Source organism: Methanorbis rubei, assembly GCF_032714495.1.
Lineage (GTDB): Archaea > Halobacteriota > Methanomicrobia > Methanomicrobiales > Methanocorpusculaceae > Methanocorpusculum > Methanocorpusculum rubei.
Window position 1 is genome coordinate 11,799 of the sequence record NZ_JAWDKB010000004.1, and the last position, 24,545, is coordinate 36,343.

The following is a 24,545-nucleotide window of genomic DNA, read 5'->3' on the forward strand; positions in this document are numbered from 1 at the left end:
TTAAAGACCTCTTCTCTTTCTTTCTGCTGCAATGGGGCTTGGTCCGATCTCTTTCACGGTGTTGATAACATCGTTGATGACGACTGCCCACTTTGCACCTTCTGATGCGGACACAAAGGTCATTCTGAAACGTTTGTGTTCCAGACCCATGTTCTGCATAACACTCTTTACGAGGAACATTCTCTTTGCTGCCTTGTAGTTTCCTGCAAGGTAGTGGCAGTCACCGAAGTGACAGCCGGAAACGAGAACACCGTCTGCTCCGTCAGCGAATGCTTTCAGGACAAAGAGCGTGTCGATACGTCCGGTACACATCACACGGACAATTCTTACGTCCGGCGGGTACTGAGTACGGGCTGAGCCCGCACCGTCTGCTCCGGCATAGGAACACCAGTTGCAGATGATACCGATAATCTTGGGTTTCCACTCGTCAGCCATTACTGCTCACCTCCCAGGAAGAATGCATCAATCTGGGCAAGAATCTGCGGGCTCGTGAAGTGCTGCATGCGGATTGCTCCGCCTGGGCAGAATCCACCACAGGTACCGCAGCCCTTACATTTTGCTGCAGTGACGGTCATGACCGTGCGACCATCGTCAGCGACGATCATCGACAGAGCAGAGTACGGGCACTGGCCAACGCACATTCCACAGCCTGCACAGAGCTTTTCCACGCACTGGGCGTAGTACGGCTCAAGTTCAACCTGACCGGAATGGATTGGGATGGATGCTGCGGACGCGGCACCTTCTGCCTGTGCTACAGTGTCAGGAATGTCTTTTGGACCCTGACAGACACCTGCAAGATAGACACCGGCAGTAGTAGTTCCGCACGGGTCAAGTTTCGGGTGGGCTTCAAGTAGCCATTTGTCTGCAGAGCAGGAGACACCAAAGAGTCTGCGGACGACTTCGGTCTCTGCGGTCGGCTGGACAGCTGCTGCGAGGACAACAAGGTCGACTTCGATCTCGACCGGCATACCAAGGAGCGTGTCTTCGGCAACGACGAGAAGGTTCTTGTTCGGCAGTTCCTGAATCTGAGCGACACGTCCACGGATGAACTTTGCACCCTCTTCCTGAATACGGTAGTAGAACTCCTCGTATGCCTTACCGAAGGAACGGATGTCCATGTAGAAGATGTATGCTCTACATCCCGGAATCTTTTCAATGACCTGGTGGGCGTGTTTCAGCGAGTACATGCAGCAGAATCTGGAGCAGTACGGTTTGCCGATACCGGTGTTGTCACGGGAACCTGCACAAAGCACGAATCCAACGGATTTCGGTGTCTCGCCGTCGGACGGACGGATAAGGTGACCGATGGTGGGTCCGGATGCACAGATTAAACGCTCGAACTCAAGAGAGGAGATGACGTTGTCGTAGAGTTTGTAACCCCACTCAGACTTCTCTTCGATCGGGAAGGTTTCGTAACCGGTTGCAAGAATGACAGTTCCGACCTTGATGGTGAAGAGCTCGTCTTCCATGTTGAGGTCGATTGCTTTCTTGGTACCACACGCGGTCTCACAAAGACCACATTTCACACATGCATCGAAGTCGATCGTGTAGATAAGCGGAACGACCTGAGCGTGCTGGATGTAGATTGCCTTACGCGGAGCCATGCCGAATTCCCAAGAGTTCGGTCTTACGACAGGACAAACCTGTGAACAGTCGCCACAACCAGTACATCCTCCACCAACGATTCCCCTTGCTGCTGCCTCGTCCGGAGTGAGAACACCGCGGGCGTGACGGCGGATGGTAACGTCGAATGCGCCGATGTAACCTTCAACTGCTTCAACCTCTGCGAGGGTGTAGAGTTTGATGCCCGGCATACGTCCGGCTTCTGCCATCTTCGGAGACAGAATGCACTGGGAGCAGTCGAGGGTCGGGAAGGTTTTGTCGAGCTGGGACATGCGGCCGCCGATGGTCGGTTCCTTCTCAATGAGATAGGTTTCGATACCGGCTTTTGCAAGGTCCATGGAGGTCTGAATACCGGCAACACCGGCACCGATAACCATTGCACGGTGTTCAACCGGAACTGCCATCGGGTAGAGGTCCTCGAGCATGGTTGCTTTTGCAACAGCGATGCGGACTGCGTCTTTGGCCTTTTCGGTTCCACCGTCCCAGTCGTGCATGTGAACCCAGGATCCCTGGTCACGGATGTTTGCCATCTCGAACCGGAACGGGTTGAGTCCGCCGTTTGCAGTTGCCGTACGGAAGGTAGGCTCGTGAAGACGGGGGGTACATGCTGCGACGACGATACCGGTGAGGTGATCTTTTTCGATAGCGTCGTGGATCATGTTCTGACCAGGGGTCGAACACATGTATGCGTAGTTTTCAGAGACGACGACGTGCGGGAGAGTCAGAGCGTATTCTTTGACAGCAATGACATCCAGGGAGCCGGCGATGTTCGTTCCGCAGTGGCAGATGAACACACCGATTCTCGGTTCAACTGGCGCTTCGTTTGATTCAGAAGCTTTCTTACCAGAGTATACCATGTTACTGACCTCCGTTAATCTTGTCAAGGAATGGTTTGCAGGAGATCTGGTGCAGGTCAAGGCCGAGTTCAACCGGGCTCATGCCCTGAGCGAGTCCGAGCATTTCACAGAAGTGAAGAACCGGCAGGTTCCATTCGACACCGAACTTCTCCTGAATCTCATACTGACCGCGGTCGAACTGCAGTTGGCAGAACGGACAGGTGTCAACGATTGCCTCAGCACCTGCGTCGGTCATGTTGATCAGCTTTTCGTTGGTGATGTCAAGGGCATGAGCGATGTCATAGCCGCGGACACCTCCGCCGGCACCACAGCACTCCATTTTGTTGCGGTATTCAACAGCATCTGCACCAAGGGCATCGACAAGCTCTTCGAACCAGGTCGGGTGCTCGGTGTCGCCGATGACGTCGCCGGCAAACTCACGATCCTTTCTTGGTTTCAGCAGGTGACAGCCGTAGTGGCAGGCAACTTTGACACCGGTAAGGGGCGTGTTGACACTGTCTTTCAGTTTGGCGAGTCCGCAGATTTCGTCGTTGTAGTAGAGTTCGGCAAGGTGGTACACGTTGATGGTGCCCTTGTATTCCATGTCGACTTCTTTTAAGACTTCGTTGACGGCGTCGCGGAGTTCTGCGTTGTGTTTTAATTTGTGGTTGACTTCCCAGATGGACTTGTAACAGCCGTTGCAAATCAATGCAATGTCCATGCCCATCTGTTCGGCAAGAACCAGGTTACGGGCTGCCATGGCGTACCAGACGTTCAGATCGATGGATCCGAATGCGCCGGGAGCCGGACAGCAAGATGCACCCTTTAAGGGAACAAGGTCGATGTCGAGCTTTTTGCCGGTGCGGATTGCAGCAGACTCAATACCAGGGTATCGGTTTGGTGCAATGCAGCCGAGGAAGAATGCGAATTGATGATTGTTGCCTGACATTACTGACCCTCCGCAAGGACTTTGTCTGCGAGCTGTTTGGTTCCGTAGGCTTCAAGGATCTTACGGATGGCCGGCAGATATTCTGGGTATTTGGAGGTAGTTTCCGGCTCGGGTTCGAGACCGAGTTTGACTCTTGCGGCACGGTTGCCGTCAGAGTTTGGAACACCGTGGCCGGTCTGGTAGATGAAGTTGACCGTGCCGAGCATGTTCTTCGGGAGAACGCCCTGGGCAGCTGCCATGTTGCGCATTGCCATGATGACGTCGGTCGGGATCAGGTCTCTCGGACAGCGGTCACTGCAGGTGTAGCACGTCGTGCACAGCCACAGGTCCGGGTCGTTAAGACTGACTTCCTTTAAGCCAAGGTTGGTTCGCCGCATGAAGTTCCGGATACGGTAGCTGCTGCGGGGTGCAGACGGACAGGAACCGGTACAGGTACCACACTGGTAACAGAGGTGGGCTGTCGTACCGCTGATTCTTTCGACGTCGCCGACGAAGGTCGGGTCAGAGTCCAGAGCAGGGCGGTAAGACCGGTCTGCAAGGCGTTTGGATAACGCTGCATCTTTGTATGCTTTTGCACTTGCCATTCTTTCTCCTCACTCCAGAGATTTTAATTCAACCTGGCCGAACTTGTCTTCGCGGACTTTGGAGGAACGCGGGACACACAGCTTGGCAACGATGGTCTTGTACAGGTCGGTCTCAGGACCCTTGACATGGATGCCGGTACGTTTGATGGTAATGACATCTTCCGACGGGCATGCGTTGACACAGGCACCGCACAGAATGCAGAGGTCTTTGTTGACAGCGATATTCGCTTCGATACCGTTCTTCTTCAGCTGAAGAGCAGGAACAGGGGTCGGCAGATAGATCGCATTGCACGGGCAGATGTCAACGCAGGTGGAACATCCTCCCGGACATTTGTCAGGGTTGAAGATGATGTCGCCGTCGAAGAATTTCTTAATAGTAACAGCTTCTTCTGGGCAAACTTTCTCACACCAGCTGCAGGTAATGCAGAGGTCCTGGTCGATGACAACGTAACCTGGGAGTTTGCTCTCAGCTTTTACCACGCGTTCAACGGTGATAGCGTCATCAGGACAGGCGGTTGCGCAAATCTGGCATGCGTCGCAGAGGGATTTGTCCCAGACGACTTCACCGGCGGAACCGACATGCTCAGCGGTAAACGGAACCCGCTTAATCTTCAGTGCCGGACAGAGGGAGGCGCAGATACCACAAACACTGCACTTTTCCTTGTCGACAACAAGAGTGGTCACAGCGTCAAGAGCTGCCTGGCGTTTGACACCGTCAGCAACCTCGCCCTCATAGATCGGGGTGTTGCGAACGATAGCATCGCTCGGGCATGCTTCACTGCAGGTTGTGCAGCGGACGCATTTATTTTCATCAATCTCAGCGGTGAAGTCATACTCCGGGAAACCTTCCTGCTCCTTAATGGGAAGGCTCGGTTCACCGTCAACTCTGACCTCAAGGGCGTCAAACGGACACATAATCGTACAGACACCGCAGTAGGAACACTTTACGGGGTCAACGGAGATTGCGGCTTCGTCTTCGACTGCGCCGCGGCAGACTGCACCGACCAGGCCAAGAACGATTGCGTCCTTGGGACAGACTTCAGAACAGATACCGCATCCGGTACATTTGGTCGTGTTTAACACGAGGTTGGACACCTTACTCAGGAGGCGCTGCTCCATGATGACGGTGTCATTCTCCATCTTCGTGGAGTATTTTGGATACATTGTGCTCATTGCCATGTATGAATCCTCGGTTCTCCAATCTTACTTAGTGGGTGGCTCCAGAGACAGCTTTCGCTGCAACAGGTCCATCCTGCGGTCCTACCAGTCTAATAACATCATATGGGCATGCTTCGACGCATACACCGCAACCAGCACACAGCTCGTGATCAATGTCAAGGATCATTGCCTTGCCATTCTGTACGAGATAGATCTTGTCAGTTGAGGCAGGATCTACTGTGTTAAGTTCCAGTGCGTTCACCGGGCAGGCGACCACACAATTGTTACAACCGGTACATCGCTCCATGTTGATATGCATTGCAAATGCCATTGCTTATATGCACCAGCCTATATCGATCGAAATCGATTACTGAAATGGTTGTGGTAGAATATAGATAAAGTTTCTTAATACAATGCAGGCCGAATACGGGCGTATTTCGACATAAGTAAACGTAATTATATTGATAACATCATATTGTAAATATAAATCCCCGTGACAAGCCCCGAAAGAATCCCCGGAAACCTAATATGACCGTGCGCAAAGGATAACATCTGGATTTCAATATAAACCAAGTAAATGGGAAATAATCCGAGAATATCTCATTTGCGCGCGTATTTATAGATGAACACAGGGCGTGAGAGTAGTTGAATAGATCAACATATCAACAATCTTTGATTATCCGGTGGACGTGGGATTATCAGTGGGTTGTGAGAGGCACTGAATGATCTATTATTATAGTGAAAATTATGACCCGAAAAGTTCAGATATCGATTACCTCTTATACTCTCACCACCGATATTTTTGTTACCGAAAATTCCGGTGACAACCACCGGAGACTACTCAAGGATACCCATGATTACTCTATATCCGGAACAGGTAAAAGAGCGGTTCGGACCGCTGTTCTGCCGCCGACTGCTGGTGATGACCGACGAAAAGGAAGGAGTCGCCGAACTTCACGAACAGTGTCATGCCCGCGGCCCCATTGAATGGGATCACATGAACCGCCGCAGGGCAGGAGGCGCACTCATTTCTGCAAAGACCGAAGGAACCACCATGACCATGACTGCGAGGATTGGATCCTATCCAATCCGGTTCGGTCCCTCGGACACTGAACTCGGCGGCCAGGCATTGGAAGCAGTCATCGTGAATGGAGATGAAGTCGCAACCAAATGGGCGGGAGCGGCAGGAGCCGGAGTCGGCATCGCCGCATGCCTTGCTCAGGCACCAGGAGTCATCAGAACCGAGTACAACTCAGAAGAGGATCTCCATGTGGGCGGAGCACACATCTGCCGAAGCACGATCGTTTTGCCAAAATATGAAAAGATCACCTTCGGCATCGACGACACCGACACCAAAGAGAGCGGAGCAACATGGGTCCTCGCCATGAAATGCGGCGAGGCCTGCACACTTGACGGAGTAATCTTTCTTGGCATGAGAATTATCCAGCTCAATCCGAAAGCTCCGGAAAAAACCACGAACTGTACGGGTTCAGTCATCACCTTTGCAGTGCGACCGGACAAAAAAGAGGAACTCATAACGTTCGTCAAAAAATTTGTCGAAGAGAGATCAGTCAGCCCTGACACCGGCATCTGCTACTGGCCGGGAATCAAACTGCCGGAATCATCCTACGCAAAACGGATCAAAACCGAACTGCTGACAAAGGATGAAGCAAACAAAGAAGCAGAAAAACTTGGTGTGTCATTCATCGACTCAGCAAACGGCAAGGGAAGAATAGGTGCTCTTGGAGCACTCCTGTGGGCAAACGGAGGTGTAGAAGTTGCAGGGCTATATGGCGAAACTCCATGATCCGTATCAGGCTCCGTATCAGGAGATCATCGCTGTCGCATCAAGCGACGGCAAACAAATCGAACTCATCGAATGCTTCGACTGCATCGGCGGAGGAATGTGGGTCGCAAAACATTACGCCCAAAGTCCGCTGGTCAACAGCGTTCGAAAAGTGGGAACCACAATCCGGTACCACATAACTCCAGGATCTGCAGAACTGCATCTGGTGGGATCAAAGTTTCCCGCAGGAATTGCGGGAGCTGCGGTTACTGACAACGAAATTGCCATCTCATACCTCGGCATGGGCGGAGGAGGAGTCGGCGCGTCCATCTGTCGGGCAGGAGCAAGAGGCGTCCTTCGTGCGGAAACGACACCATGCGGCGGAGGAAAACTCGCCGGCTCAACTTTGCATCTGAAAAGAATGGAACGTGTCATTATCGGCATTGACGACACCGACACGCCGGAAGTTGGAGCAACATGGGCACTGACCCACAACATTGCCCGCGAAGTGGAAGATGAAAACTCCCGCTACCTCTCCCACACCATCACCCAGCTCTTCCCGGTAGCACAGCGGACGAAGAACTGTGTCGCAGTCGCGATCGAGTTTGCCACAACCGAGCCTGAGACCTTGATCACAAACGTCCAGAAACTTGTGGAGAAGTACACGCTCTCCGACAAAACCGGCATGGTGGTCTTCCGCGGATTTGATCCGTCACCGCTCGAAGAGTACGCATGGATGGTCAAGCGCGGTGAGATCACACTGGATCAGATGGAAGCGATCAAAAAATACATCGAGATTCGCATCGGCGGGCCGGGAATTATCGGGGCGGCCGCAGCAATTCCGCTCTACACCAGATTTGAAGAGGCACTGTTACTATGTGGACATCTCTGAAAGCCCAACTGCTTGAGGTTGGCACGGTGAAACTCACCGGAGCTGACGCGACCGAGTACGAATCAAAGTCAACCGCAGGACCGGGAGCAGGAGGTCGCGGTTCGGTGTTCTTCAGCTACGAAGGACACCGCGTGCGGCTCGCGGTCGCCGAAGACTCACCGATCACCATCCGCCACATCGGCGGTGGAACCGTGATGCTGACTTACGGATGCATCGAGGTTTTGGGAAAACTCGAAAAGCCGGGAAGCCACTGCCCGGGCCAGGCCTACATCACCATTAGCGGCTCATGCATCTACCACTGCAGATACTGTCCGGTCCCGGGCAATGCAGCGCCGACAAAATCCATTGACGAGATCGTCACGCTCGTGAAAAATGCCGGCGACATTCATGCGATATCACTCACAAGCGGCGTTGTCGGAACTGTTGAAGAGGAAGAGAAGCGTGCTCTTGATGCAGTATTAGCCTTGAAACAGTTCAACCTCCCGATCGGAGTTTCCATTTATCCGGTTGCGGGAACCGCACAGAGACTCCATGAAGCAGGAGCAGGCGAAGTAAAATTCAATCTTGAAACCGCAACTCCCGAACTCTTCAAAGAGATGTGCCCAGGTATGGACCGCGACCTCATCAACGCAGAACTTGATGAGGCCGTGACGCTGTTTGGAAAAAATCATGTCTTCACCAATCTCATCTTCGGACTCGGCGAGACCGATGATGAGATGAAGGCAGCAATCGATGAGGTATGCAGACGCGGCATTATTCCAACACTTCGTCCATTCTCTCCCGCAGCAGATCTGAAGGACCTCCCCCGTCCGGGATTCAAGCGGTTCATGAATCTCTACAAACACCATCGTGCGGCCCTTGCGGCAAACGGACTTGACACCGCCAAGGCAGAAACCATGTGCATCGCCTGCACCGGATGCGATATGGTGCCGGGCCTTGACTAACCCGATAGTCGCATTTAACACTCCAGATGACATAAGTAGAGTAGCTCTATGATCTTCCCCAGCGAATGCAAATACATCGGCAGTGCGGCGACAAAACCGCACGGAGACACCGTGTATTTCCTGACAAAATATCTGATACATCCAGTACCGGAAGGGTTTGAAATTCTGGAAGTGGAACATGCTGGGGAAAGCGGATACATGAGACCGGTAAAGTCGGTCAGACAGCTGGTCGGCCCAAATGATATTGCAGTTTGGGAAGGGCCAATCACCCCCCACGACAGAGTTGGTCTCATCAGAAAAGCACTCTCGACCGGCAAGCGGTGCACGATTTTTGGAGCACAGGACGAACATATGACGTTCGTGCTGGATCCGGATTTTGCAGGGCTTGAAACAGTGCATGTCTATGACATCAAGCCGCCGCGTCCGAACCTTTCGGCAACGATTCACATTCTCGAAGACTTAGGATTCTTCGGCCAGCAAAATATTATGTTCGACCATCACGTCCGCGACATCTCCGAAATTCCGGCTGATGTGTATCCATGCAGAGCCGGAGGGTTTCCCAAAACCCTTGACCGCGACGAGCTGCAGGGCGGCGAGCATATTGCCTGCTGTGTAACCGGCCGCCACATCTGCAGCGAGTGTTATGAGGATGAGTTTGTCTATGAAGACACCTGTCCGCTTTCGCAGATTGCAGAAGAGCCCTTCATCGCACGATGCTGTCGTGCCGACCGAAGCGGAATCGGTATCTACAATGGAAAGTTCGGGGCAGTGGTTCACTGGGGTTCATCTCCGAGAACGATGCTCGAAGCGGTTGACGCGATGCTTGAGGAGTGGCATAAGAGAAAGGAGGAGACGCATGGTTAAGCTTGGACTGCATGTTTCGATTGCCGGGGCAATGGCGAATTCTGTTGAGCGGGCGCAGGCGCTTGGCTGTGATACATTTCAGATATTTACACGGAGTCCGCGGGTCTGGGCGGCAAAGCCGATCGAACCTTCAGTGGCAAATGCTTTCGTCACAGCTCTTGCCGCGTCCGGTATCGGCCCCGTGGTGGATCACATGCCGTACCTGCCAAACCCTGCGGCAGAAAAACCGGAGATTTACGATCGGTCGATTGCAACGCTCACCGAGGAGCTGAATCGGTGTGCGATGCTGAAGATCCCCTATCTTGTGACCCATCTCGGCCATCACGGCGAAGAGGGGCATAAGAAAGGACAGGAGAGAGTGATTGCTGCGATCGGCCAGGCGCTTGACAATGCTGAAGGCGACACGATGATTCTTCTTGAAAATACGGCGAACGAAAAAAATACGGTTGGCGGAACGTTCACGGATGTCGGTGTTATTGCTGATGGGCTTGGTCGCGAGCCAAGAGTTGGTTTTTGTTTTGACACCTGCCATGCGGCAGCGGCAGGATATGATCTCAAAGGTCATGGTGCGGCAACGGTTTTCGGCTGGTTTGCTGATGAGGCGGGTGATCTTTTGCGTCTCAAAGTGATTCACTTAAACGATATGAAGGGAGGCGTGGGCTCACATCTCGACCGCCACGAACATATCGGTCTTGGGTCGCTCGGCGAGGAAACAATTCGCGATGTGCTGACGCTCCCAAAAATTTCCCACTGCTCTTTCATCATGGAGACACCGTCAGATGATCGCCGTGATGATGCAGGAAACATGGCCGTCGCACGAAAACTTGCCGGGATGTGATGGGAGTGGAAACCGCAGCTTCAGAGGAGTTGATCGCGGGTCTCTCAAAACTTCACACAACCAAACTTGGTGCGGAAAGAATCAGAAGAAATCTTTCGCTTGAGTCGGAGGATGATGTGGTAGGCTGGTGCAGGGAACAAATTACAAATCCGGATGTGAAAATTTCGAGGAAAGGAAAAAACTTCTATGTTTATCTTGACGGCTGCGAGATAACGATTCATGCCCGCAGTTGTAGTATCATCACTGCACATGTCGTTTTTAAACGCGAATAGCACGAATCGCATGCCTTCGGCCTGCTCACCGCTTCGCGGAATAAAAAATCGCCAATGGCGATTTTTCAAAATAGAAAAAATGATCTATGTTCCTCTAAATAGGTAGATCTGTATAAAAAAATAATTTTAGTAAGCTATTCAAAATCACCATTGGCGATTTTTTTAATTCGCGCTATTCCGCGAAGCGGTGAGCAGGCCGAAGGCATGCGATTCGTGCCATTCGCGTTTTTTTCCAAATACTTTTTTCACGACATTACCCATTCAAAATAACAGCGCCAGCAACTCCTCACTGCTTCTCACCACTTCCGCATCCGTCTCAAGCATCAGATTCACGAGCTCCCTCTCACTGTACTTTCGGAAATCCGTCCGGACAGCAATCACCCGTTTGCCAAGAGCGGTTGCATACCCCATCTCCCATGCGGTACCGGAGTCAACGTCGGACCCATCAATTACCGCAACCACAATATCGCTGTTCCGCACACCGGAAAGATTCTGGCGATAGATGAATTCCTCACGTTTTTCACCACGCGACTCACCGGTATCAAGTTCCTGTGGCAGGTGAACTTCACAATAACACCGTGAGGAGATCAGATCCGCAAGAGCCTGATTGTAAACTCGCTGTGCCTCGGAAAATAATGGTGCCGCAAGATAAATCCGGTACTGCGCAAACTGCCTTACATCAATCAGCGGAATATCGGAAAATCGCTTCAGAAATACTCCGGGCCCTGCGGACTTCTCATCGCTGTAATAGGTCGTCGTAACACCACATGTCGGTGAAGAGTTCACGCCAATAATCGCAAGCGGGGCTTCGACTCTCTCTGCAATAAGAGATCTCACCTCAGCCTCAAGCCGATCAAGAAGCAGAGAAAACTCCGGTACATTCAACCGATCAAGAAAAGATCCGGGAGTACGGGGCACACCAAGAAACAAAGTCTCTGGACACGGAAGCGGAACAATCTCGATGTTGAATTTCTCGCATCTCCTGGCAGCCGCTGCCCAGTCAGTACGGTCTGCGTCAGTAGTGATTCCTTCAGCACGAAGTTTTTCATTCTGAATGCAGGGCGAGGCAAGAACGTACATTAATTACTTTCATAGGAAGTCATGAGGGATAAAATTCGCGGGAGGGTATGTTGGTATTATTTTCTGTTTGTCCATTACGTTCTGCTCCGCCCACGGAACACACTGACCACACGGAATAGGCACGGAAAAAAACATCACGGAGTAGACGTGAACATCACGGAACTCTCATTCAAAAAAATATTTTTTCAGGCTCTCACGAAATAATTTTTGAAATTATTTTTTCAGAAATATTTTGTGAACGAGATCGACCAGAAAATTTCGCAGAAAAAAAAACATCACGGAACTTTCACTCAAAAAATATTTTTCAGGCTCTCACGAAATAATTTTTGAAATTTTTTTCAGAAATATTTTGTGAATGTAATCGGTCACATAACTTCACTCAAAAAAATATATTCGTACTTTCAGAAAATAATTTTTAAAATTTTTTTTGAAAATTTCCGTGATGTTCACGTCTGCTCCGTGATGTTTTCTGTGAAACTCCGTGTGTTCCCGCGAAGCGGTAAGCAGACCGAAGGCATGCGTCTCGTGTTTTCCGTGGGCGGAGCTGAAGCTACAACACCACGACAGACACAAAACTTATCCGCATTTCATACAGACACAGTACCGCAAATAGCAGAGAAGAGATCATGATAGAAACACAGAGCTGGATGAACGAATTCACCGCAAAACTGCTCTCGCAGTTTGGCGAAAGGCTCATCTTCGCAGGACTTCAGGGAAGCTACCTGAGAGAAGAAGCAACCGAAGAAAGCGACATCGACGTCATGATCGTCCTTGACCAGCTTGCGCTCGCAGACCTTGCCGCATACAAAACAATCGTTGCGAAAATGCCTGAAGGAGAAAAGGCATGCGGATTTATCTGTGGGAAAGAAGAACTTCTCGCCTGGCCCAAACATGAACTCTTCCAGCTCGCCAAAGAAACAAAAAACTGGCACGGAGACCTTGCACAACTTCTTCCGCCGGTCACAAGAGAAGACATCTGTGACAGCGTAAGAATTTCTGCGGCAAACCTCTATCATGAAGCATGCCACAGGTACCTCTATGACAAAGAAGACGACAGGGTCGAAAATCTTCAGAATGCCTACAAAACCTCATCCTTCCTCCTCAAACTCGTACATTATCTCAGAACGTACGAGTACATCACCACCAGAAAAGATCTCCTGCCTACACTATTAGGAACCGAGCAGGAGATACTCCTCTCGTTCATGAACTGGGACAACGAAGTTGCTGTCCGCCGTGAGAATCCTGACTTGTGGTATCAGCGCTTGATCTCTTTTGCCGGAGACCTTCTCAGAGAGATGCAGGACGCATCACCCGAAATCAGAATAACCGTACAGGCCCAATAACATACAAACAATGGCGGACCAAACACGGACAAAAGGAATACCTCTCATCGCATACCGCGACAACTCCTGCGATCCGAAAAAATGTACCATGAAAAAACTGGAACGGTTCGGCATGATGCGCATAGTCACCCGCATCCAGGAAATTCCAAAAACCACACTTCTTCTGGACCCGACCGCAGATGTCATCTCGCCTGCCGACAGAAACTGGGTGCGGTCAATCACCGCTCTTGACTGTTCATGGGAAGTACTCGACACCGCAAACCTCAGCTCATGGAAAGGAAGGCGGGCGCTTCCCTTCCTCGTCGCCGCAAATCCGGTCAACTTCGGCAAACCCTTCACCCTCACCTCAGTCGAAGCAATCGCCGCAACCCTGCACATCCTCGGAGAAGCAGAACAGGCAAAAGCAGTGCTCGCAAAATTTCACTGGGGCTTAAACTTCCTTGCTCTCAACGCTGAACCGCTCGCCGAGTATGCACAGGCAAAGAACAGTGAAGAGGTACTAAAAATACAAAGCGAGTATATTGGATAAAGCCGTCCCCACCGTGACTATTAACATCTGAAACGACTAAATAACACCTATACAATGGCAAGCGTAAGCATCCGGAGATACGGACAAATTTTTGATGTACTGATGAAGTACGGATTTTCCTACTATCTCAACGAACTTTTCCCGGGATTCATCAACACCAAGAAGTCATCGCAGGACGATTTCAGCTCATACTCGATATATGCAAGAGTCCGCATGGCCCTCGAAGAACTTGGTCCGACCTTTGTCAAGTTCGGCCAGCTGATGAGTACGAGAACCGAACTTTTCCCGCCCGAGATGATCGATGAGCTCTCCAAGCTGCAGGACAGAGTTGGTGTTGTTCCGTTCGATGAGGTTATCCCGACGCTGGATGAGTACATCCCTGACTGGCGTGATGTCTTCACCTCGCTTGATCCAAAACCGCTTGCCGCAGCATCCATCTCCCAGGTCTACCGGGCCGTCATGCAGGACGGAACCGAGCTTGCTCTGAAAATTCAGCGCCCCAACATTCAGGAGAGAATCGAGCAGGACATCGTACTTCTCAGATCCCTTGCCGAAAAAATTGAGGAGAAACGGCCTGACCTTCGTCTCTATAATCCGGTAACCCTTGTCGATGACTTTTCTGTTCAGATCAAAAAAGAGCTGGACTTTACCCGCGACGGTATGAATGCGGAACGGCTCGCACGAAATATGCGGGTCTCAGGTATTCCCGGCATCAAGGTCCCGAAAATTTACTGGGAGTTCTCTGGAAAACGCCTGCTTGCAATGGAGTTCGTCTCAGGAGTCAGATGCGACGCGGTAGAGGATATCGTTGCGATGGGTATGGATCCAAAAGATCTCGCCAGCCGCGGACTGAAATCCTTCATGGTTCAGATCTTCCAGAACGGATTTTATCACGGCGATCCGCATGCAGGAAACATTCGTGTCTCGCCGAAAGGTGATCTGGTTTTCCTTGACTTTGGTGTCTGCGGTGTTCTGATGAAGGACACGCGAAACAAGTTCATCTCTCTCATGCTTGCGCTGTTCTCTGCTGACACCGACATGACGATTCGTTATGTCAAAAATCTCGGTGTGAAAATTCCTGCATCAGGCATCGATGAGTTCCGCGGCGAACTGTATCTGGCTCTTCAGGACAGCAAAGACATGGGAGCCCAGATGAACTTCTCGGGACTCGTTGGCGCAATTCAGGAGCTGTTCCAGAGAAACAATATTCGTGTTCCGCCAAATCTTATGCAACTTTTGAAGGCGCTGATGCTTGTTTCAAACATTGCGTTCACGCTTGACCCTGAGCTTGAGTTTGCCAAGGAAGCAGAGCCGTACTTAAAGAAGCTGATCGCTGAAGATGTCCGCGATCCAGAGAATGTGCAGAAGAAAATTCTTGACGCAAAAGTCAGACTCGAGGATCTTTCGCGTGTGCCGCAGCAGCTGTCTGCGGTTCTGGAGATGGCATCCGAAGGAAAACTCAGAATCGATGTGGCGGCAAAAGAGATCGGCGATCTCAGAGTTACGCTTGAGAGTTCGATTGACAAGCTGGTTATTGGTCTGATGCTCTCGGCAATTGTGGTCGGTCTCTCACTTGTTCTGATGAGTCAGCCTGCTGAAGCCGGATACTTCTCCCTGCTCTCTTATATTGCGGCAATCGTGGTGATTCTGATTGTCTTCTATAAGATGCAGACCCGCGGAAACAAATCCAAGAAGGATTAATTTTTTTTCTATTCATTTTTTTATTTTTAGTGGTTTTTTCATTAAGTTCTGCCGCCCACGGAAAATCGGAAAACACGGAGCTTCACAGAAAAACATCACGGAGCAGACGTGAACATCACGGAACTCTCATTCAAAAAAATATTTTCTGACTCTCACAAAATAATTTTTAAAACTTTTTTCAGAAATATTTTGTGAATGTGGTAGGCCACAAAATCTCACTGAAAAAAATATCACGGAACTCTTACTCAAAAAAATATTTTCGGACTTTCACAAAATAATTTTTAAATTTTTTTTTGAAAATTTCCGTGATGTTCACGTCTACTCCGTGATGTTTTTTTTTCTGTGAAATTTCTGCGTGCTCCGTTTTTCCGTGGGAGGCAGAACGTACGTCTGTTTTTCCCGCGAAGCGGTGAGCACGCCGTTCCGTCGTGGGAATCGTGGGCTGAAACGCGAGTCAGCACCATCTTTAGTACTATCTCCAACTACATCTAATCAAAGACTCATATACAGTAGTATCCGTTCGAACCCCTTTGAATGGAAAAACAGGAGATGAAAAAAAATGTTCTGCCAGCAATGTGAAGAGACCGCACGTGGTCTCGGCTGTACAGCAGGTGGCGTCTGCGGAAAAGACAACGACACTGCCTGTTATCAGGACGCAGTAAACTTTGCGCTTTCCGGCCTTGCGTACCGGAAAATCCACCAGCCTGCCGGGGCAAAAGTTCCGGCCAATACTGTTCAACAGGATAAAGATGTTGTCGCAATTTTGTTCTCGACCCTCACCAACGTCAACTTCGATAAAGAGCGGTTCAAAACATATCTGAAAACAATAATCAGCTACCGCGACGCATATCCGAAAATTTCCGGAGAGCCAAAACAATGTTCCTGGATTCCTGCATCCGAAGAGGACATCGTTCATCTTGAGGGAGGCATCGGGCTTCTTGCAATCGAAGACGAGAACGAGCGGTCGCTGTTCTCCCTGCTTCTCTTCGGACTGAAAGGAATGTGTGCCTACTACTCGCATGCCGAAGCTCTCGGGAAAACCGATGCAGATATTGTAGCATTCATCTACAAAGGCCTTGCATCAAGATTTGAGAAGCACAGCATTGAGGAACGCACAGCACTGGTTCTTGAATGCGGAAAGATGGGAGTGAAGATGCTTGCACTGCTTGATGAAGCAAACAAGTACTACGGAACGACCGCTATCACCAAAGTTCACTGCGGTGTTGGAACGAAACCGGGAATTCTCGTGACCGGCCATGATCTCAAAGACTTAGAGATGCTTCTTGAGCAGACGAAAGGGACCGGAGTCGATGTTTACACGCATGGTGAAATGCTGGTCGCCCACGCACATCCAGACTTTGCCAAGTATGATAATCTGATCGGCAACTACGGTACATCCTGGGCAAATCAGAAGGACGAGTTCCCGAAGTTTGGCGGACCGATTCTGTTTACCACAAACTGTCTGGTTCCCCCGCCCGAAGAGTACCGCAAGAAAATTTTCACAACCGGTTCGGTCGGATTTGCCGGAGCAGTACATATTCCTGAGAAGGCTGACGGATCAAAAGACTTCTCTGAGATCATTGCGATGGCAAAGAAATGCAAAGCTCCGCAGGACCTTAAACTGACGGATGTCACAACAGGTGCCGGACACGACGCGGTTCTTGCGGCAGCACCAAAGATTCTGCAGCTGATCAAAGAGAAAAAGATCAGGCGCTTTGTCGTGATGGCAGGTTGTGACGGACGACACAAAGAGCGTGCCTACTACACCGAGTTTGCGAAGGCTCTCCCCAAAGATGTGATCATTCTCACCGCAGGCTGTGCGAAATTCCGGTACAACCGTCTTGACCTCGGCGATATCGAAGGAATTCCCCGCGTGCTGGATGCCGGCCAGTGTAATGACTCGTACTCACTTGTCGTGATTGCGTTAGAGCTTGCAAAGGTGCTCAAGACCGATGTGAATGCTCTGCCTCTGTCGTTCAACATTGCCTGGTATGAGCAGAAGGCAATTCTTGTGTTCCTGACTCTGCTTTCCCTTGGCATCAAGGATATCATGATCGGTCCGAATTTACCGGCATGCGTCTCGCCTGATGTGCTGAACACGTTGGTGAAGCTGTTTGGCGTACAACCGAACAGCACCGTTGAAGCAGATCTGAAGAAACTCCACATCGTCTGAATCAGACGAGAAGATAGCTGGCATGAACGATAGTTTGTGCGGTATCTTCAGCGACCGTGACAACCGCCGGATAATCTCCGGCGGCTTTGTCGATCGTGGATGAATTTGTTTTTTTGGATGATGTCGTGAAAAATTTCTTCGGATAGGACTTACATGGTGATGAGTTTCATTGTTTGGGATTTTTCTGTAGGTGGTCTCACTTGGAGTAACCACGGAACACACTGAACACACGGAATACCACGGAAAAAAACACGAATAACGCCTGCGGCGCCGGAAAACACGGAAAGCCTAAGGAAGTTGGCATCTCAAAACGGTGACATATACCAATACCCGCACTCTTAGTCTTTCCGTGTTTTCCGTAAGCGAAGCGGTATTCTGTGTTTTTTCCGTGGTATTCCGTGTGTTCAGTGTGTTCCGTGGTTGCCCCAAATAAAACCAAGGACAGAGAATCCCTTTTCCTTATGCTATTTCACACCGCGTAAGTCCTACGTAAAAAATAAAAAATTATTTTTTCCGTTTGCATACAAACGAACACACATACTCGCTGCATCTTCCATCACATGGATCAAGATGCACAATCACCGTGACACGCGAAATTTCATTTTCAAGATCATGTTCGATCTCCTTCAGTACCGCATGCGCCTCTTTGAGAGGAGTCGCATGCGGCATCATCAGATGAAACTCAACAAACCGTCCGGGCCCGGAGCGGCGGGTCTTCAGACTGTGGAAGTTTGTGTACTCATTCGCATGCCGGCAGATGATCACCTCAATCTTCTCAATCTCCTCAGGTTCCAGACTTTGATCCATCAGATCCGCAAAACTTCTGCGGATCAGGAAGTATGCCTCGCGAAGAATAAACAGCGCAACAATGATCGCAATAACCGAGTCAAGGAACACCAAGTGCGTCAGCTGAATCAGAATGAGTCCGGCAAGCACGCCTAATGACGTCAGAACATCAGCCCGCAGATGCCATGCATCGCTCTCAAGAGCGATTGACTCGGTCTCCTTTGCAACCCGCATCAGTTTCTGCGACACAAAGAAGTTCATCACCGCAGAAACTCCCATCACAATCATACCTGCATACAGCAGCTCAAACGAGATCAGATCTCCGCCGTGAATCAGCTTCTGCACCGCTTCCCAGATGATGATGCCTGCCGCAAGAACAATTAAGAGAGCCTCAATCAGGCCTGATGCGTCCTCGTACTTCCCGTGACCGAACGCATGATCCGCGTCTGGGGGCTCAGAAGATTTTCGCACCGAAAAGTAGGCAACAAACGAAGCAAGAAGATCCATTCCTGAGTGAATGCCTTCCGAGATAATACTGACCGAGCCTATCAACAAACCGGTCACAATTTTTGCAATGGTGAGAAAAAGATTTGAAAATATGGACAACCGGACCGCGTTCTGTTTTTTTCGGTTATTCTCCTCGGTATCCATGATCACTATAGTAGAGATTATAGGTTCCAGTCACGTAAATAAGTTAAGCGGTCCGGATGAGAACATGATCACCAAAGATTTACTGATTACCCGCATCTCCAGTCAGATTCAAACTGAAGAAGAGTACGGCAGAACACTTGAGAAAGGAAAACTCAGACTTGCAAGAACAAAATACTGGGTGCCCATTCCTGCAGTAATTCTCATCATCTGGGGCCTCATCAGTGCAGCGAACGGCATCCCGCCAATCGATATTATGATGCTCTGGGTTGTCGGGAGCTTTTTCATCTACATGTTCTACTTCTTTTTGATGATGATCCCTTCCCTTGGCTCTGACTCAACGAGCAGCCTGTTTGACGGCAGCAGTTCAATACAGATCAGAGAGTTTCTGCGGCTCGCAAATCTTCTGCGAACCGTCAGAAAAAATAAGGTTACGTTTCTTGAAATATTCTGGAACGCATTTCTGATCAATGCCAAGCCGCTTGCCAAAGGATTTGCGGTAATTTATCTGACCGATCTCATCTGTGCAGGGATTCTCTACTTCTACCATGTGATCGACTTACATCTTCTGCTGATCATCATTGTTCAGATAGCAGTGATACTGATCTTTTATACAAAAATTGTGATGGCAGAGCCTGATACTCCCGGATTTTTCATCGGAAAATCCTTTTCAGCGAAAAAGAATGATGAGGGCGAGGTGGCAAAGCTGAAGATCTGGCTCTACATCAGCGGATTTGCTATGTTTACCGGACTGTTGATTGTCGGGGCAATGATGTTTCCGGGACTGACGCTTGGTCAGTATCTTGCTGAGATAACGATTCTTCCAACAGAGTTCCCGATTATTCTCATCCTTGTGCTGGTAACCCAGGCGGTGATTGTCCGGTATTTGCAAGGGATTGAGAGCAGAAAACTGATGGCTGAACTTAACAGCCGCCATCTTGCGGTGTTAGAGGATGATCTTCTGGTGAGGGTCAAAGCCGCAGAACCGGATCAGCTGGATGAGCTGCTGCGGGAGTTTCTGCTGCTCAAGATGAACAAGCTGATGGTGCAGGAGTTCTTCAAGCGGTTCCCTGCATATGCTCTGGTGCCGAACTTTTTGCTGATTGGCGACCCGACCGCACGCGAGGTGCTGAACACGACGGGGGACACCAAACGGATCAGGGAGCTGCTCTGAGTTAGAGCAGACTCCGCGTTATAAGCGCGATGGTTTTCGCGTCGCAGATGCGTCCGTCGATTACCATTTGTAAAGCCTCTTCTTTTTTCACGCGGACAACCTCGATGATCTCATCCTCGTCGCAGCAGAATGCATTGCATGAGGAAAGGCCGCGTGCCTCAAACAGCCAGAGTTTTTCCGTGCAGAATCCCGGCGACGAGTAGACAAAGCCACGCGGGATAAGTTCATCTGCAATCAGTTTCGCCTCTTCGGCGAGTTCACGTCGGGCGGCAATGACAGGATCAGTATCTTCAGGCTCCATGCCGCCTGCCGGAACCTCATAGATGTAGGAGTCGATCACCGCCCTGTACTGGCGGATAAGATACACGAAGTGTTCGTCGGTCGGAAGGATGCAGACCGCGGGAACCGGCTCGACAAATAAGTATTCACGATCAAAACCGTTCGGAAGATGTACAGGCTTTGTGGAAATTTTCAGGCGCGGGGTATCGTAAATGATCGGCATTACAGCATGCTCTCTGCTTGGTGAATTGGTTGCGAGATGATAAAAATCCTCAGGATGAGAATCTGAAACGCGAATAAAAAATCACATTAGTATATGAAATCTGCCGTCTCATGAGTAGTTACGGAAAAATCTCGCCATGAACATCAGTCTGCTTGAACCAATCGGCGTTTCAAAACACATCATCGATGAACTCGCCGGAGATCTGATAGCCCAGGGACACCGTTTCACGTATTATGATACAAAAACTGTTGACGCGGGCGAGCTTGCAAAACGATCACAGGATCAGGACATTGTGATCATCGCAAACAATCCGTATCCGGCAGAAGTTATTCACACAGCAGAGCGGCTGAAGATGATCGATGTTTCATTTACCGGCATCGATCATGTTGATACAACGACCTGCAAAAGCCGCGGCATCACCGTCTGCAATGCTGCAAACTACTCAAACGAAACGGTCGCAGAACTCGTCATTGGTCTGACGATTGCAGTTCTCAGAAAAATCCCGACAGGTGATATTGCCACACGAGTCGGCAAAACAAGTCTCGGACTTACCGGCAGAGAGATTGCCGGAAGAACGGTTGGCATCATTGGCACCGGAAGGATTGGGACAGTCACCGCACGACTGTTTGCCGCGTTCGGTGCCCGTGTGATTGCCTACTCGCGGACAAAATCCGCAGAGGCAGAGCGACTCGGCGTGACCTATGTAACGCTTGAAGAGCTGATGAAAGAAAGCGACATCATCTCGCTGCATGTTCCAAGCACAGCCGAGACAAAACATCTGATCAATGCAGAACGAATCAGTCTGATGAAGACTGACGCAATTCTCATCAACTGTGCAAGAGGAGCGATTGTGGACAATGCAGCGCTCGCAGAAGCACTCAGACTGGGAAAAATTGCCGGTGCAGGCATTGATGTCTTTGACATGGAGCCGCCACTACCGGAAAAATATCCTCTGCTTGATGCGCCAAACACCATCCTCACGCCGCACATCGCTTTTGCCTCAGAGGAGTCGATGAAGAGAAGGGCAGAGATCGTCTTTGAAAACATCCGTGCCTACCTGAATGGTACGCCGCAAAATATCTGTAAACTATGTTCATCAGACCAGAAACCCCAGAAGAGTTTGAAGAGCTCTATCAGCTGATTGAAACTGCGTTCAAAACCGCCGAGGTAGCATCCGGAACCGAGCAGGAGTTCGCGGACCGTCTTCGGGCCGGAGAAAATTATGTTCCCGACCTCGCACTCGTTGCAGAGGCGGACGGAAAAATCATCGGCCATGTCATGTTCACGAAACTCCGGATTACTGGAGGCACATGGGAACATACAGTTCTGATTCTCGCACCAATCGCAGTGGTGAAAGAGTTCCGGAGTCAGGGTATCGGATCAGCCCTGATCCGTGAAGGTTTTGCCCGTGCAAAAGCTCTCGGATACGATGCGGTGATTCTCGTCGGCAGTCCCTTGTACTATGGCCGCTTCGGCTTCACCGAGCTTGCTGGTTTTGGCATCAGTCACTCGGAAGATTTTCCATCGATGTATGTTCTCGGAGTTGAACTGGTGCCCGGAGCTCTTGCAGGCATCAATGGATACGTGGAGTTTCCCGCATAGGTGTACTGAATGATTACCGAACTTGGCGCGGATTCGTTTATTATGGCATTCTGTTGCTGGATATGCGGATTCATTTTTTTATGCATCGGTATCTGGGCATACCGCAGCAAAAAACCGATACACTTCTGGGCAGGCTCGACTGTTTCTCCGGCAGAAATTTCTGATGTTTCTGCATACAACAAAGCAAACGCAGTCCTTTGGACTGTCTACAGTATTCCGTACTTTGTTATCGGTGTTCTCGGCTTTTTCGTTGAGACCACCATCGCGGGAATTCTGCTGGTGATCGTTTGTGTTGGCGGACTGCCGGTGCTGGTTTTCGCGTACTTACGGATCTACAAGAAATATCATCAGTAATTTTCTGGAATGAGAATTTAAAACGCGAATCGCATGCCTACGGCCTGCTCACCTTTTCGCACGCCGTTTCGTCGTGCTCACTGCTTCGCAGCTTCGCGGAATAGCGCGAATAAAAAAAATCAATGTTTTTGCAAAACAGATAACCATCCAACATTAATAATTTTTAAAAATCGCCATTGGCGATTTTTTATTCGCGTTCTTCGCGTTTCATTTAATCAACGATTAGCGTACGGGATAGGATCCGCAATTCCCAGATCCGCAAACGCCTTCAGCCGCGAGAGGCAGGAGCTGCACACACCGCACGCTGTATCCTCAGTATCATAACAGGACCAGGTATCCTCGTACTGCACACCGAGGCGCAGGCCCTCGCGGAGGATGTCGGTTTTGTTCATCGACACAAACGGCGTCAGCAGTTTGATCTCCTTTTCCGTCTGCGTTCCGATTCGGATAACATTCTGCATCGCCGCAATAAACTCAGGAGTGCAGTCAGGATACCCGATATGATCGCCTGACTGCACGCCGATAAACATCGCATCGCCATCACGCGACTCGCAGTACGATGTCGCGATCGAAATCAGATTCGCATTTCTGAACGGAACATACGTGTTCGGGCGGTCTGCTCTGCCGAGAGTTCCCTCTTCCACCGCGATATCCATGTCGGTCAGACTGCTCGTCCCAAACCTCGTAAAATAATCAAGCGAGATCTCAACAAAGTCCGCCGCATCGAGAGCTTCCGCAGCACGGCGGGCGCAGGCAAGTTCCTTATTTTGCGTCCGCTGACCGTAATTCATGTGAAGCGCCAGAATATCATATCCCATATCCTTCGCAATATATGCGAGCGTGGTTGAGTCCATGCCGCCCGACATCAGACAGACTGCCTTCACGGAATGTTCACCACTTTGTGCAGCTGAAGCTGGAATCTTACCGGAAGCTTCTCTGCAATGATCGTCTCAACCAGCCACTTCGTATCGGTCCCGTAAACCGGCGTGATGCAGACCGGAGCGCGAAGCTTCGGGTTCGCCGCAAGCACCTCAACCATATACAGATAATCAGCCTCATCACCGATCACAAACTTCACCGTGTCAGTCTCGCGAAGAGAGGAAAGCAGCGACAGATCGCTCATCTCGCCGGATGACGGACACTTCACATCCATACAGATGGAAGCGTAATCCCGCAACTCAATGAAGGGAATCGTTCCGTTCGTCTCAATCTCCACGACGACTCCTGCTTCATGCATCGCTGCAATGAGGGGGGCGAGTTCTTCCTTTTGCAGAAGCGGTTCGCCGCCCGTGATGCAGACGTACGAAACTCCGGATGCGATTGCCGCTTCCATAATTTCCTCTGCGGTCGTCTCAACACCGATCGCATTGCCAAGAGCGTACTCTGTATCGCACCATGCACAGTGAAGATTACATCCTGCAAGCCGCACAAACATGCAGGGCATGCCCTGACGAAGCCCTTCGCCTTGGAGACTGACAAACGTCTCAGTTATCTTCATTCCGCATCAACCTCGGCGTAACAGCCGTCAGATTCCCAGACCCGGACCTTGGTTACCTGAGCGTCCATACTATTCTCGCGGCAGAAACAGTTCAGCCGGTATCTGATATCCTCGGCAAGGAGCTCACTGGTTGGGTCGCCGTTCGTTAAGACCGGCTGCTGGAACGGTAAAATCGCCGCTGCCAGAGGATCATCCTTGTTCAGAATCACCTGATGATCGTACACCTCCACAACCTGCTTTACAATATTGTAATCGATCAGAATCTTGGAGGTCGCATCAATTATTCCTTCCATCCAGACCTCAACTCCCCAGCGGTGACCGTGCAAACGGGAGCATTTACCCTGATAATGCATCAGGCGGTGGGATGCATCAAAATGTGTTTCTTTAAATATCCGGGTAGCCATAGCTC

Annotated in this window: 26 protein-coding genes; 14 read left to right on the plus strand and 12 right to left on the minus strand. The window is 50.4% G+C overall.

Translation table 11 applies throughout. The annotated features are described in order from the left end of the window. Genes McpCs1_RS05000 through McpCs1_RS05025 form a run of 6 tightly spaced genes read right to left on the minus strand, consistent with a single transcriptional unit; the run spans position 1 to position 5,481 of the window. On the minus strand, positions 1 to 435 hold the full coding sequence (locus tag McpCs1_RS05000; protein ID WP_338096165.1) for a hydrogenase iron-sulfur subunit: 435 nt from the start codon (positions 433 to 435) through the stop codon (positions 1 to 3). Beyond that, the gene (locus McpCs1_RS05005; protein WP_338096166.1) at positions 435 to 2,480 is read right to left on the minus strand and encodes a 4Fe-4S dicluster domain-containing protein; all 2,046 of its coding nucleotides are present in this window, start codon (positions 2,478 to 2,480) and stop codon (positions 435 to 437) included. Before McpCs1_RS05005 ends, McpCs1_RS05000 begins: the two co-directional genes overlap by 1 nt. Position 2,481: 1 nt before the next feature. Continuing rightward, complete coding sequence (gene hdrB, locus McpCs1_RS05010; RefSeq protein WP_338096167.1) at positions 2,482 to 3,408, minus strand: CoB--CoM heterodisulfide reductase subunit B; 927 nt, start codon at positions 3,406 to 3,408, stop codon at positions 2,482 to 2,484. Next, positions 3,408 to 3,992, minus strand: coding sequence for a CoB--CoM heterodisulfide reductase subunit C (gene hdrC, locus McpCs1_RS05015; protein ID WP_338096168.1), 585 nt, complete (start codon positions 3,990 to 3,992; stop codon positions 3,408 to 3,410). Before hdrC ends, hdrB begins: the two co-directional genes overlap by 1 nt. A 9-nt stretch (positions 3,993 to 4,001) precedes the next feature. Beyond that, the gene (locus tag McpCs1_RS05020; RefSeq protein ID WP_338096169.1) at positions 4,002 to 5,171 is read right to left on the minus strand and encodes a 4Fe-4S binding protein; all 1,170 of its coding nucleotides are present in this window, start codon (positions 5,169 to 5,171) and stop codon (positions 4,002 to 4,004) included. Positions 5,172 to 5,199: 28 nt separating this feature from the next. Beyond that, complete coding sequence (locus tag McpCs1_RS05025; protein ID WP_338096170.1) at positions 5,200 to 5,481, minus strand: indolepyruvate ferredoxin oxidoreductase subunit alpha; 282 nt, start codon at positions 5,479 to 5,481, stop codon at positions 5,200 to 5,202. A 522-nt stretch (positions 5,482 to 6,003) separates the two neighbouring features. On the opposite strand from McpCs1_RS05025, the gene McpCs1_RS05030 reads away from it, so the two are divergent. Genes McpCs1_RS05030 through McpCs1_RS05055 form a run of 6 tightly spaced genes read left to right on the plus strand, consistent with a single transcriptional unit; the run spans position 6,004 to position 10,746 of the window. After that, positions 6,004 to 6,957: a tRNA(Ile2) 2-agmatinylcytidine synthetase gene (locus tag McpCs1_RS05030; protein ID WP_338096398.1), complete on the plus strand. Its 954-nt coding sequence runs from the start codon at positions 6,004 to 6,006 to the stop codon at positions 6,955 to 6,957. Then, positions 6,941 to 7,828 (plus strand): methanogenesis marker protein 11, encoded by an 888-nt coding sequence (mmp11, locus tag McpCs1_RS05035; RefSeq protein ID WP_338096171.1) that lies wholly within the window; start codon positions 6,941 to 6,943, stop codon positions 7,826 to 7,828. Before McpCs1_RS05030 ends, mmp11 begins: the two co-directional genes overlap by 17 nt. Further along, positions 7,813 to 8,772, plus strand: a complete 960-nt coding sequence (locus McpCs1_RS05040; RefSeq protein WP_338096172.1) for a radical SAM protein — start codon at positions 7,813 to 7,815, stop codon at positions 8,770 to 8,772. The genes mmp11 and McpCs1_RS05040 overlap by 16 nt, the downstream gene beginning before the upstream one ends. Before the next feature lie 48 nt (positions 8,773 to 8,820). Continuing rightward, a complete protein-coding gene (locus McpCs1_RS05045) occupies positions 8,821 to 9,636 on the plus strand; it encodes a DUF7714 family protein (protein ID WP_338096173.1) in 816 nt (271 codons plus the stop codon). Further along, positions 9,629 to 10,474: a deoxyribonuclease IV gene (locus tag McpCs1_RS05050; protein WP_338096174.1), complete on the plus strand. Its 846-nt coding sequence runs from the start codon at positions 9,629 to 9,631 to the stop codon at positions 10,472 to 10,474. Before McpCs1_RS05045 ends, McpCs1_RS05050 begins: the two co-directional genes overlap by 8 nt. Next, complete coding sequence (locus McpCs1_RS05055) at positions 10,474 to 10,746, plus strand: DUF3781 domain-containing protein (RefSeq protein ID WP_338096175.1); 273 nt, start codon at positions 10,474 to 10,476, stop codon at positions 10,744 to 10,746. Before McpCs1_RS05050 ends, McpCs1_RS05055 begins: the two co-directional genes overlap by 1 nt. Before the next feature lie 261 nt (positions 10,747 to 11,007). On the opposite strand, the gene McpCs1_RS05060 is transcribed toward McpCs1_RS05055, so the two are convergent. Next, positions 11,008 to 11,826 carry a nucleoside 2-deoxyribosyltransferase gene (locus McpCs1_RS05060; protein ID WP_338096176.1) on the minus strand — a complete coding sequence of 273 codons (819 nt, stop codon included), beginning with the start codon at positions 11,824 to 11,826 and terminating at the stop codon, positions 11,008 to 11,010. A 626-nt stretch (positions 11,827 to 12,452) separates the two neighbouring features. Between McpCs1_RS05060 and McpCs1_RS05065 the strand changes: the two genes are divergently transcribed. The 4 genes from McpCs1_RS05065 to hcp all read left to right on the plus strand — a co-directional run bounded on the left by McpCs1_RS05065 (position 12,453) and on the right by hcp (position 17,572). After that, the gene (locus tag McpCs1_RS05065) at positions 12,453 to 13,169 is read left to right on the plus strand and encodes a nucleotidyltransferase domain-containing protein (protein ID WP_338096177.1); all 717 of its coding nucleotides are present in this window, start codon (positions 12,453 to 12,455) and stop codon (positions 13,167 to 13,169) included. Between the two features lie 10 nt (positions 13,170 to 13,179). Next, positions 13,180 to 13,698, plus strand: coding sequence for a DUF367 family protein (locus McpCs1_RS05070; protein ID WP_338096178.1), 519 nt, complete (start codon positions 13,180 to 13,182; stop codon positions 13,696 to 13,698). A gap of 54 nt (positions 13,699 to 13,752) precedes the next feature. Further along, positions 13,753 to 15,399 carry an ABC1 kinase family protein gene (locus tag McpCs1_RS05075; RefSeq protein ID WP_338096179.1) on the plus strand — a complete coding sequence of 549 codons (1,647 nt, stop codon included), beginning with the start codon at positions 13,753 to 13,755 and terminating at the stop codon, positions 15,397 to 15,399. A gap of 559 nt (positions 15,400 to 15,958) precedes the next feature. Then, positions 15,959 to 17,572, plus strand: a complete 1,614-nt coding sequence (gene hcp, locus McpCs1_RS05080; protein ID WP_338096180.1) for a hydroxylamine reductase — start codon at positions 15,959 to 15,961, stop codon at positions 17,570 to 17,572. 504 nt (positions 17,573 to 18,076) lie between these two features. On the opposite strand, the gene McpCs1_RS05085 is transcribed toward hcp, so the two are convergent. After that, positions 18,077 to 19,009 (minus strand): cation diffusion facilitator family transporter, encoded by a 933-nt coding sequence (locus tag McpCs1_RS05085; protein WP_338096181.1) that lies wholly within the window; start codon positions 19,007 to 19,009, stop codon positions 18,077 to 18,079. A 64-nt stretch (positions 19,010 to 19,073) separates the two neighbouring features. Here McpCs1_RS05085 and McpCs1_RS05090 point away from each other — a divergent pair, with 64 nt between their 5' ends. Further along, positions 19,074 to 20,180 carry a hypothetical protein gene (locus tag McpCs1_RS05090; RefSeq protein ID WP_338096182.1) on the plus strand — a complete coding sequence of 369 codons (1,107 nt, stop codon included), beginning with the start codon at positions 19,074 to 19,076 and terminating at the stop codon, positions 20,178 to 20,180. A 1-nt stretch (position 20,181) separates the two neighbouring features. Here McpCs1_RS05090 and McpCs1_RS05095 read toward each other — a convergent pair whose 3' ends face one another. Further along, on the minus strand, positions 20,182 to 20,682 hold the full coding sequence (locus tag McpCs1_RS05095; RefSeq protein WP_338096183.1) for an NUDIX hydrolase: 501 nt from the start codon (positions 20,680 to 20,682) through the stop codon (positions 20,182 to 20,184). 136 nt (positions 20,683 to 20,818) lie between these two features. On the opposite strand from McpCs1_RS05095, the gene McpCs1_RS05100 reads away from it, so the two are divergent. The 3 genes from McpCs1_RS05100 to McpCs1_RS05110 are packed head-to-tail and all read left to right on the plus strand — an operon-like array spanning position 20,819 to position 22,638. Continuing rightward, complete coding sequence (locus tag McpCs1_RS05100; protein ID WP_338096184.1) at positions 20,819 to 21,823, plus strand: 2-hydroxyacid dehydrogenase; 1,005 nt, start codon at positions 20,819 to 20,821, stop codon at positions 21,821 to 21,823. Next, positions 21,772 to 22,284: a GNAT family N-acetyltransferase gene (locus tag McpCs1_RS05105; RefSeq protein WP_338096185.1), complete on the plus strand. Its 513-nt coding sequence runs from the start codon at positions 21,772 to 21,774 to the stop codon at positions 22,282 to 22,284. The genes McpCs1_RS05100 and McpCs1_RS05105 overlap by 52 nt, the downstream gene beginning before the upstream one ends. A 9-nt stretch (positions 22,285 to 22,293) precedes the next feature. Further along, entirely contained in the window at positions 22,294 to 22,638 is a 345-nt protein-coding gene (locus McpCs1_RS05110; RefSeq protein ID WP_338096186.1) for a hypothetical protein, read from the plus strand. Between the two features lie 215 nt (positions 22,639 to 22,853). Here McpCs1_RS05110 and queC read toward each other — a convergent pair whose 3' ends face one another. Genes queC through McpCs1_RS05125 form a run of 3 tightly spaced genes read right to left on the minus strand, consistent with a single transcriptional unit; the run spans position 22,854 to position 24,540 of the window. Then, positions 22,854 to 23,522, minus strand: coding sequence for a 7-cyano-7-deazaguanine synthase QueC (queC, locus tag McpCs1_RS05115; RefSeq protein WP_338096187.1), 669 nt, complete (start codon positions 23,520 to 23,522; stop codon positions 22,854 to 22,856). Further along, positions 23,519 to 24,136 (minus strand): 7-carboxy-7-deazaguanine synthase QueE, encoded by a 618-nt coding sequence (locus tag McpCs1_RS05120; RefSeq protein WP_338096188.1) that lies wholly within the window; start codon positions 24,134 to 24,136, stop codon positions 23,519 to 23,521. Before McpCs1_RS05120 ends, queC begins: the two co-directional genes overlap by 4 nt. Continuing rightward, positions 24,133 to 24,540, minus strand: coding sequence for a 6-carboxytetrahydropterin synthase (locus McpCs1_RS05125; protein WP_338096189.1), 408 nt, complete (start codon positions 24,538 to 24,540; stop codon positions 24,133 to 24,135). The genes McpCs1_RS05120 and McpCs1_RS05125 overlap by 4 nt, the downstream gene beginning before the upstream one ends. Positions 24,541 to 24,545: the final 5 nt, after the last annotated feature.

Bases quoted from the DNA above. Each gene is read 5' to 3' on its own strand.
- McpCs1_RS05000 (WP_338096165.1), bottom strand. From the start codon at position 435: ATGGCTGACGAGTGGAAACCCAAGATTATCGGTATCATCTGCAACTGG.
- McpCs1_RS05005 (WP_338096166.1), bottom strand. From the start codon at position 2,480: ATGGTATACTCTGGTAAGAAAGCTTCTGAATCAAACGAAGCGCCAGTT.
- hdrB (WP_338096167.1), bottom strand. From the start codon at position 3,408: ATGTCAGGCAACAATCATCAATTCGCATTCTTCCTCGGCTGCATTGCA.
- hdrC (WP_338096168.1), bottom strand. From the start codon at position 3,992: ATGGCAAGTGCAAAAGCATACAAAGATGCAGCGTTATCCAAACGCCTT.
- McpCs1_RS05020 (WP_338096169.1), bottom strand. From the start codon at position 5,171: ATGGCAATGAGCACAATGTATCCAAAATACTCCACGAAGATGGAGAAT.
- McpCs1_RS05025 (WP_338096170.1), bottom strand. From the start codon at position 5,481: ATGGCATTTGCAATGCATATCAACATGGAGCGATGTACCGGTTGTAAC.
- McpCs1_RS05030 (WP_338096398.1), top strand. From the start codon at position 6,004: ATGATTACTCTATATCCGGAACAGGTAAAAGAGCGGTTCGGACCGCTG.
- mmp11 (WP_338096171.1), top strand. From the start codon at position 6,941: ATGGCGAAACTCCATGATCCGTATCAGGCTCCGTATCAGGAGATCATC.
- McpCs1_RS05040 (WP_338096172.1), top strand. From the start codon at position 7,813: ATGTGGACATCTCTGAAAGCCCAACTGCTTGAGGTTGGCACGGTGAAA.
- McpCs1_RS05045 (WP_338096173.1), top strand. From the start codon at position 8,821: ATGATCTTCCCCAGCGAATGCAAATACATCGGCAGTGCGGCGACAAAA.
- McpCs1_RS05050 (WP_338096174.1), top strand. From the start codon at position 9,629: ATGGTTAAGCTTGGACTGCATGTTTCGATTGCCGGGGCAATGGCGAAT.
- McpCs1_RS05055 (WP_338096175.1), top strand. From the start codon at position 10,474: ATGGGAGTGGAAACCGCAGCTTCAGAGGAGTTGATCGCGGGTCTCTCA.
- McpCs1_RS05060 (WP_338096176.1), bottom strand. From the start codon at position 11,826: ATGTACGTTCTTGCCTCGCCCTGCATTCAGAATGAAAAACTTCGTGCT.
- McpCs1_RS05065 (WP_338096177.1), top strand. From the start codon at position 12,453: ATGATAGAAACACAGAGCTGGATGAACGAATTCACCGCAAAACTGCTC.
- McpCs1_RS05070 (WP_338096178.1), top strand. From the start codon at position 13,180: ATGGCGGACCAAACACGGACAAAAGGAATACCTCTCATCGCATACCGC.
- McpCs1_RS05075 (WP_338096179.1), top strand. From the start codon at position 13,753: ATGGCAAGCGTAAGCATCCGGAGATACGGACAAATTTTTGATGTACTG.
- hcp (WP_338096180.1), top strand. From the start codon at position 15,959: ATGTTCTGCCAGCAATGTGAAGAGACCGCACGTGGTCTCGGCTGTACA.
- McpCs1_RS05085 (WP_338096181.1), bottom strand. From the start codon at position 19,009: ATGGATACCGAGGAGAATAACCGAAAAAAACAGAACGCGGTCCGGTTG.
- McpCs1_RS05090 (WP_338096182.1), top strand. From the start codon at position 19,074: ATGATCACCAAAGATTTACTGATTACCCGCATCTCCAGTCAGATTCAA.
- McpCs1_RS05095 (WP_338096183.1), bottom strand. From the start codon at position 20,682: ATGCCGATCATTTACGATACCCCGCGCCTGAAAATTTCCACAAAGCCT.
- McpCs1_RS05100 (WP_338096184.1), top strand. From the start codon at position 20,819: ATGAACATCAGTCTGCTTGAACCAATCGGCGTTTCAAAACACATCATC.
- McpCs1_RS05105 (WP_338096185.1), top strand. From the start codon at position 21,772: ATGTTCATCAGACCAGAAACCCCAGAAGAGTTTGAAGAGCTCTATCAG.
- McpCs1_RS05110 (WP_338096186.1), top strand. From the start codon at position 22,294: ATGATTACCGAACTTGGCGCGGATTCGTTTATTATGGCATTCTGTTGC.
- McpCs1_RS05120 (WP_338096188.1), bottom strand. From the start codon at position 24,136: ATGAAGATAACTGAGACGTTTGTCAGTCTCCAAGGCGAAGGGCTTCGT.
- McpCs1_RS05125 (WP_338096189.1), bottom strand. From the start codon at position 24,540: ATGGCTACCCGGATATTTAAAGAAACACATTTTGATGCATCCCACCGC.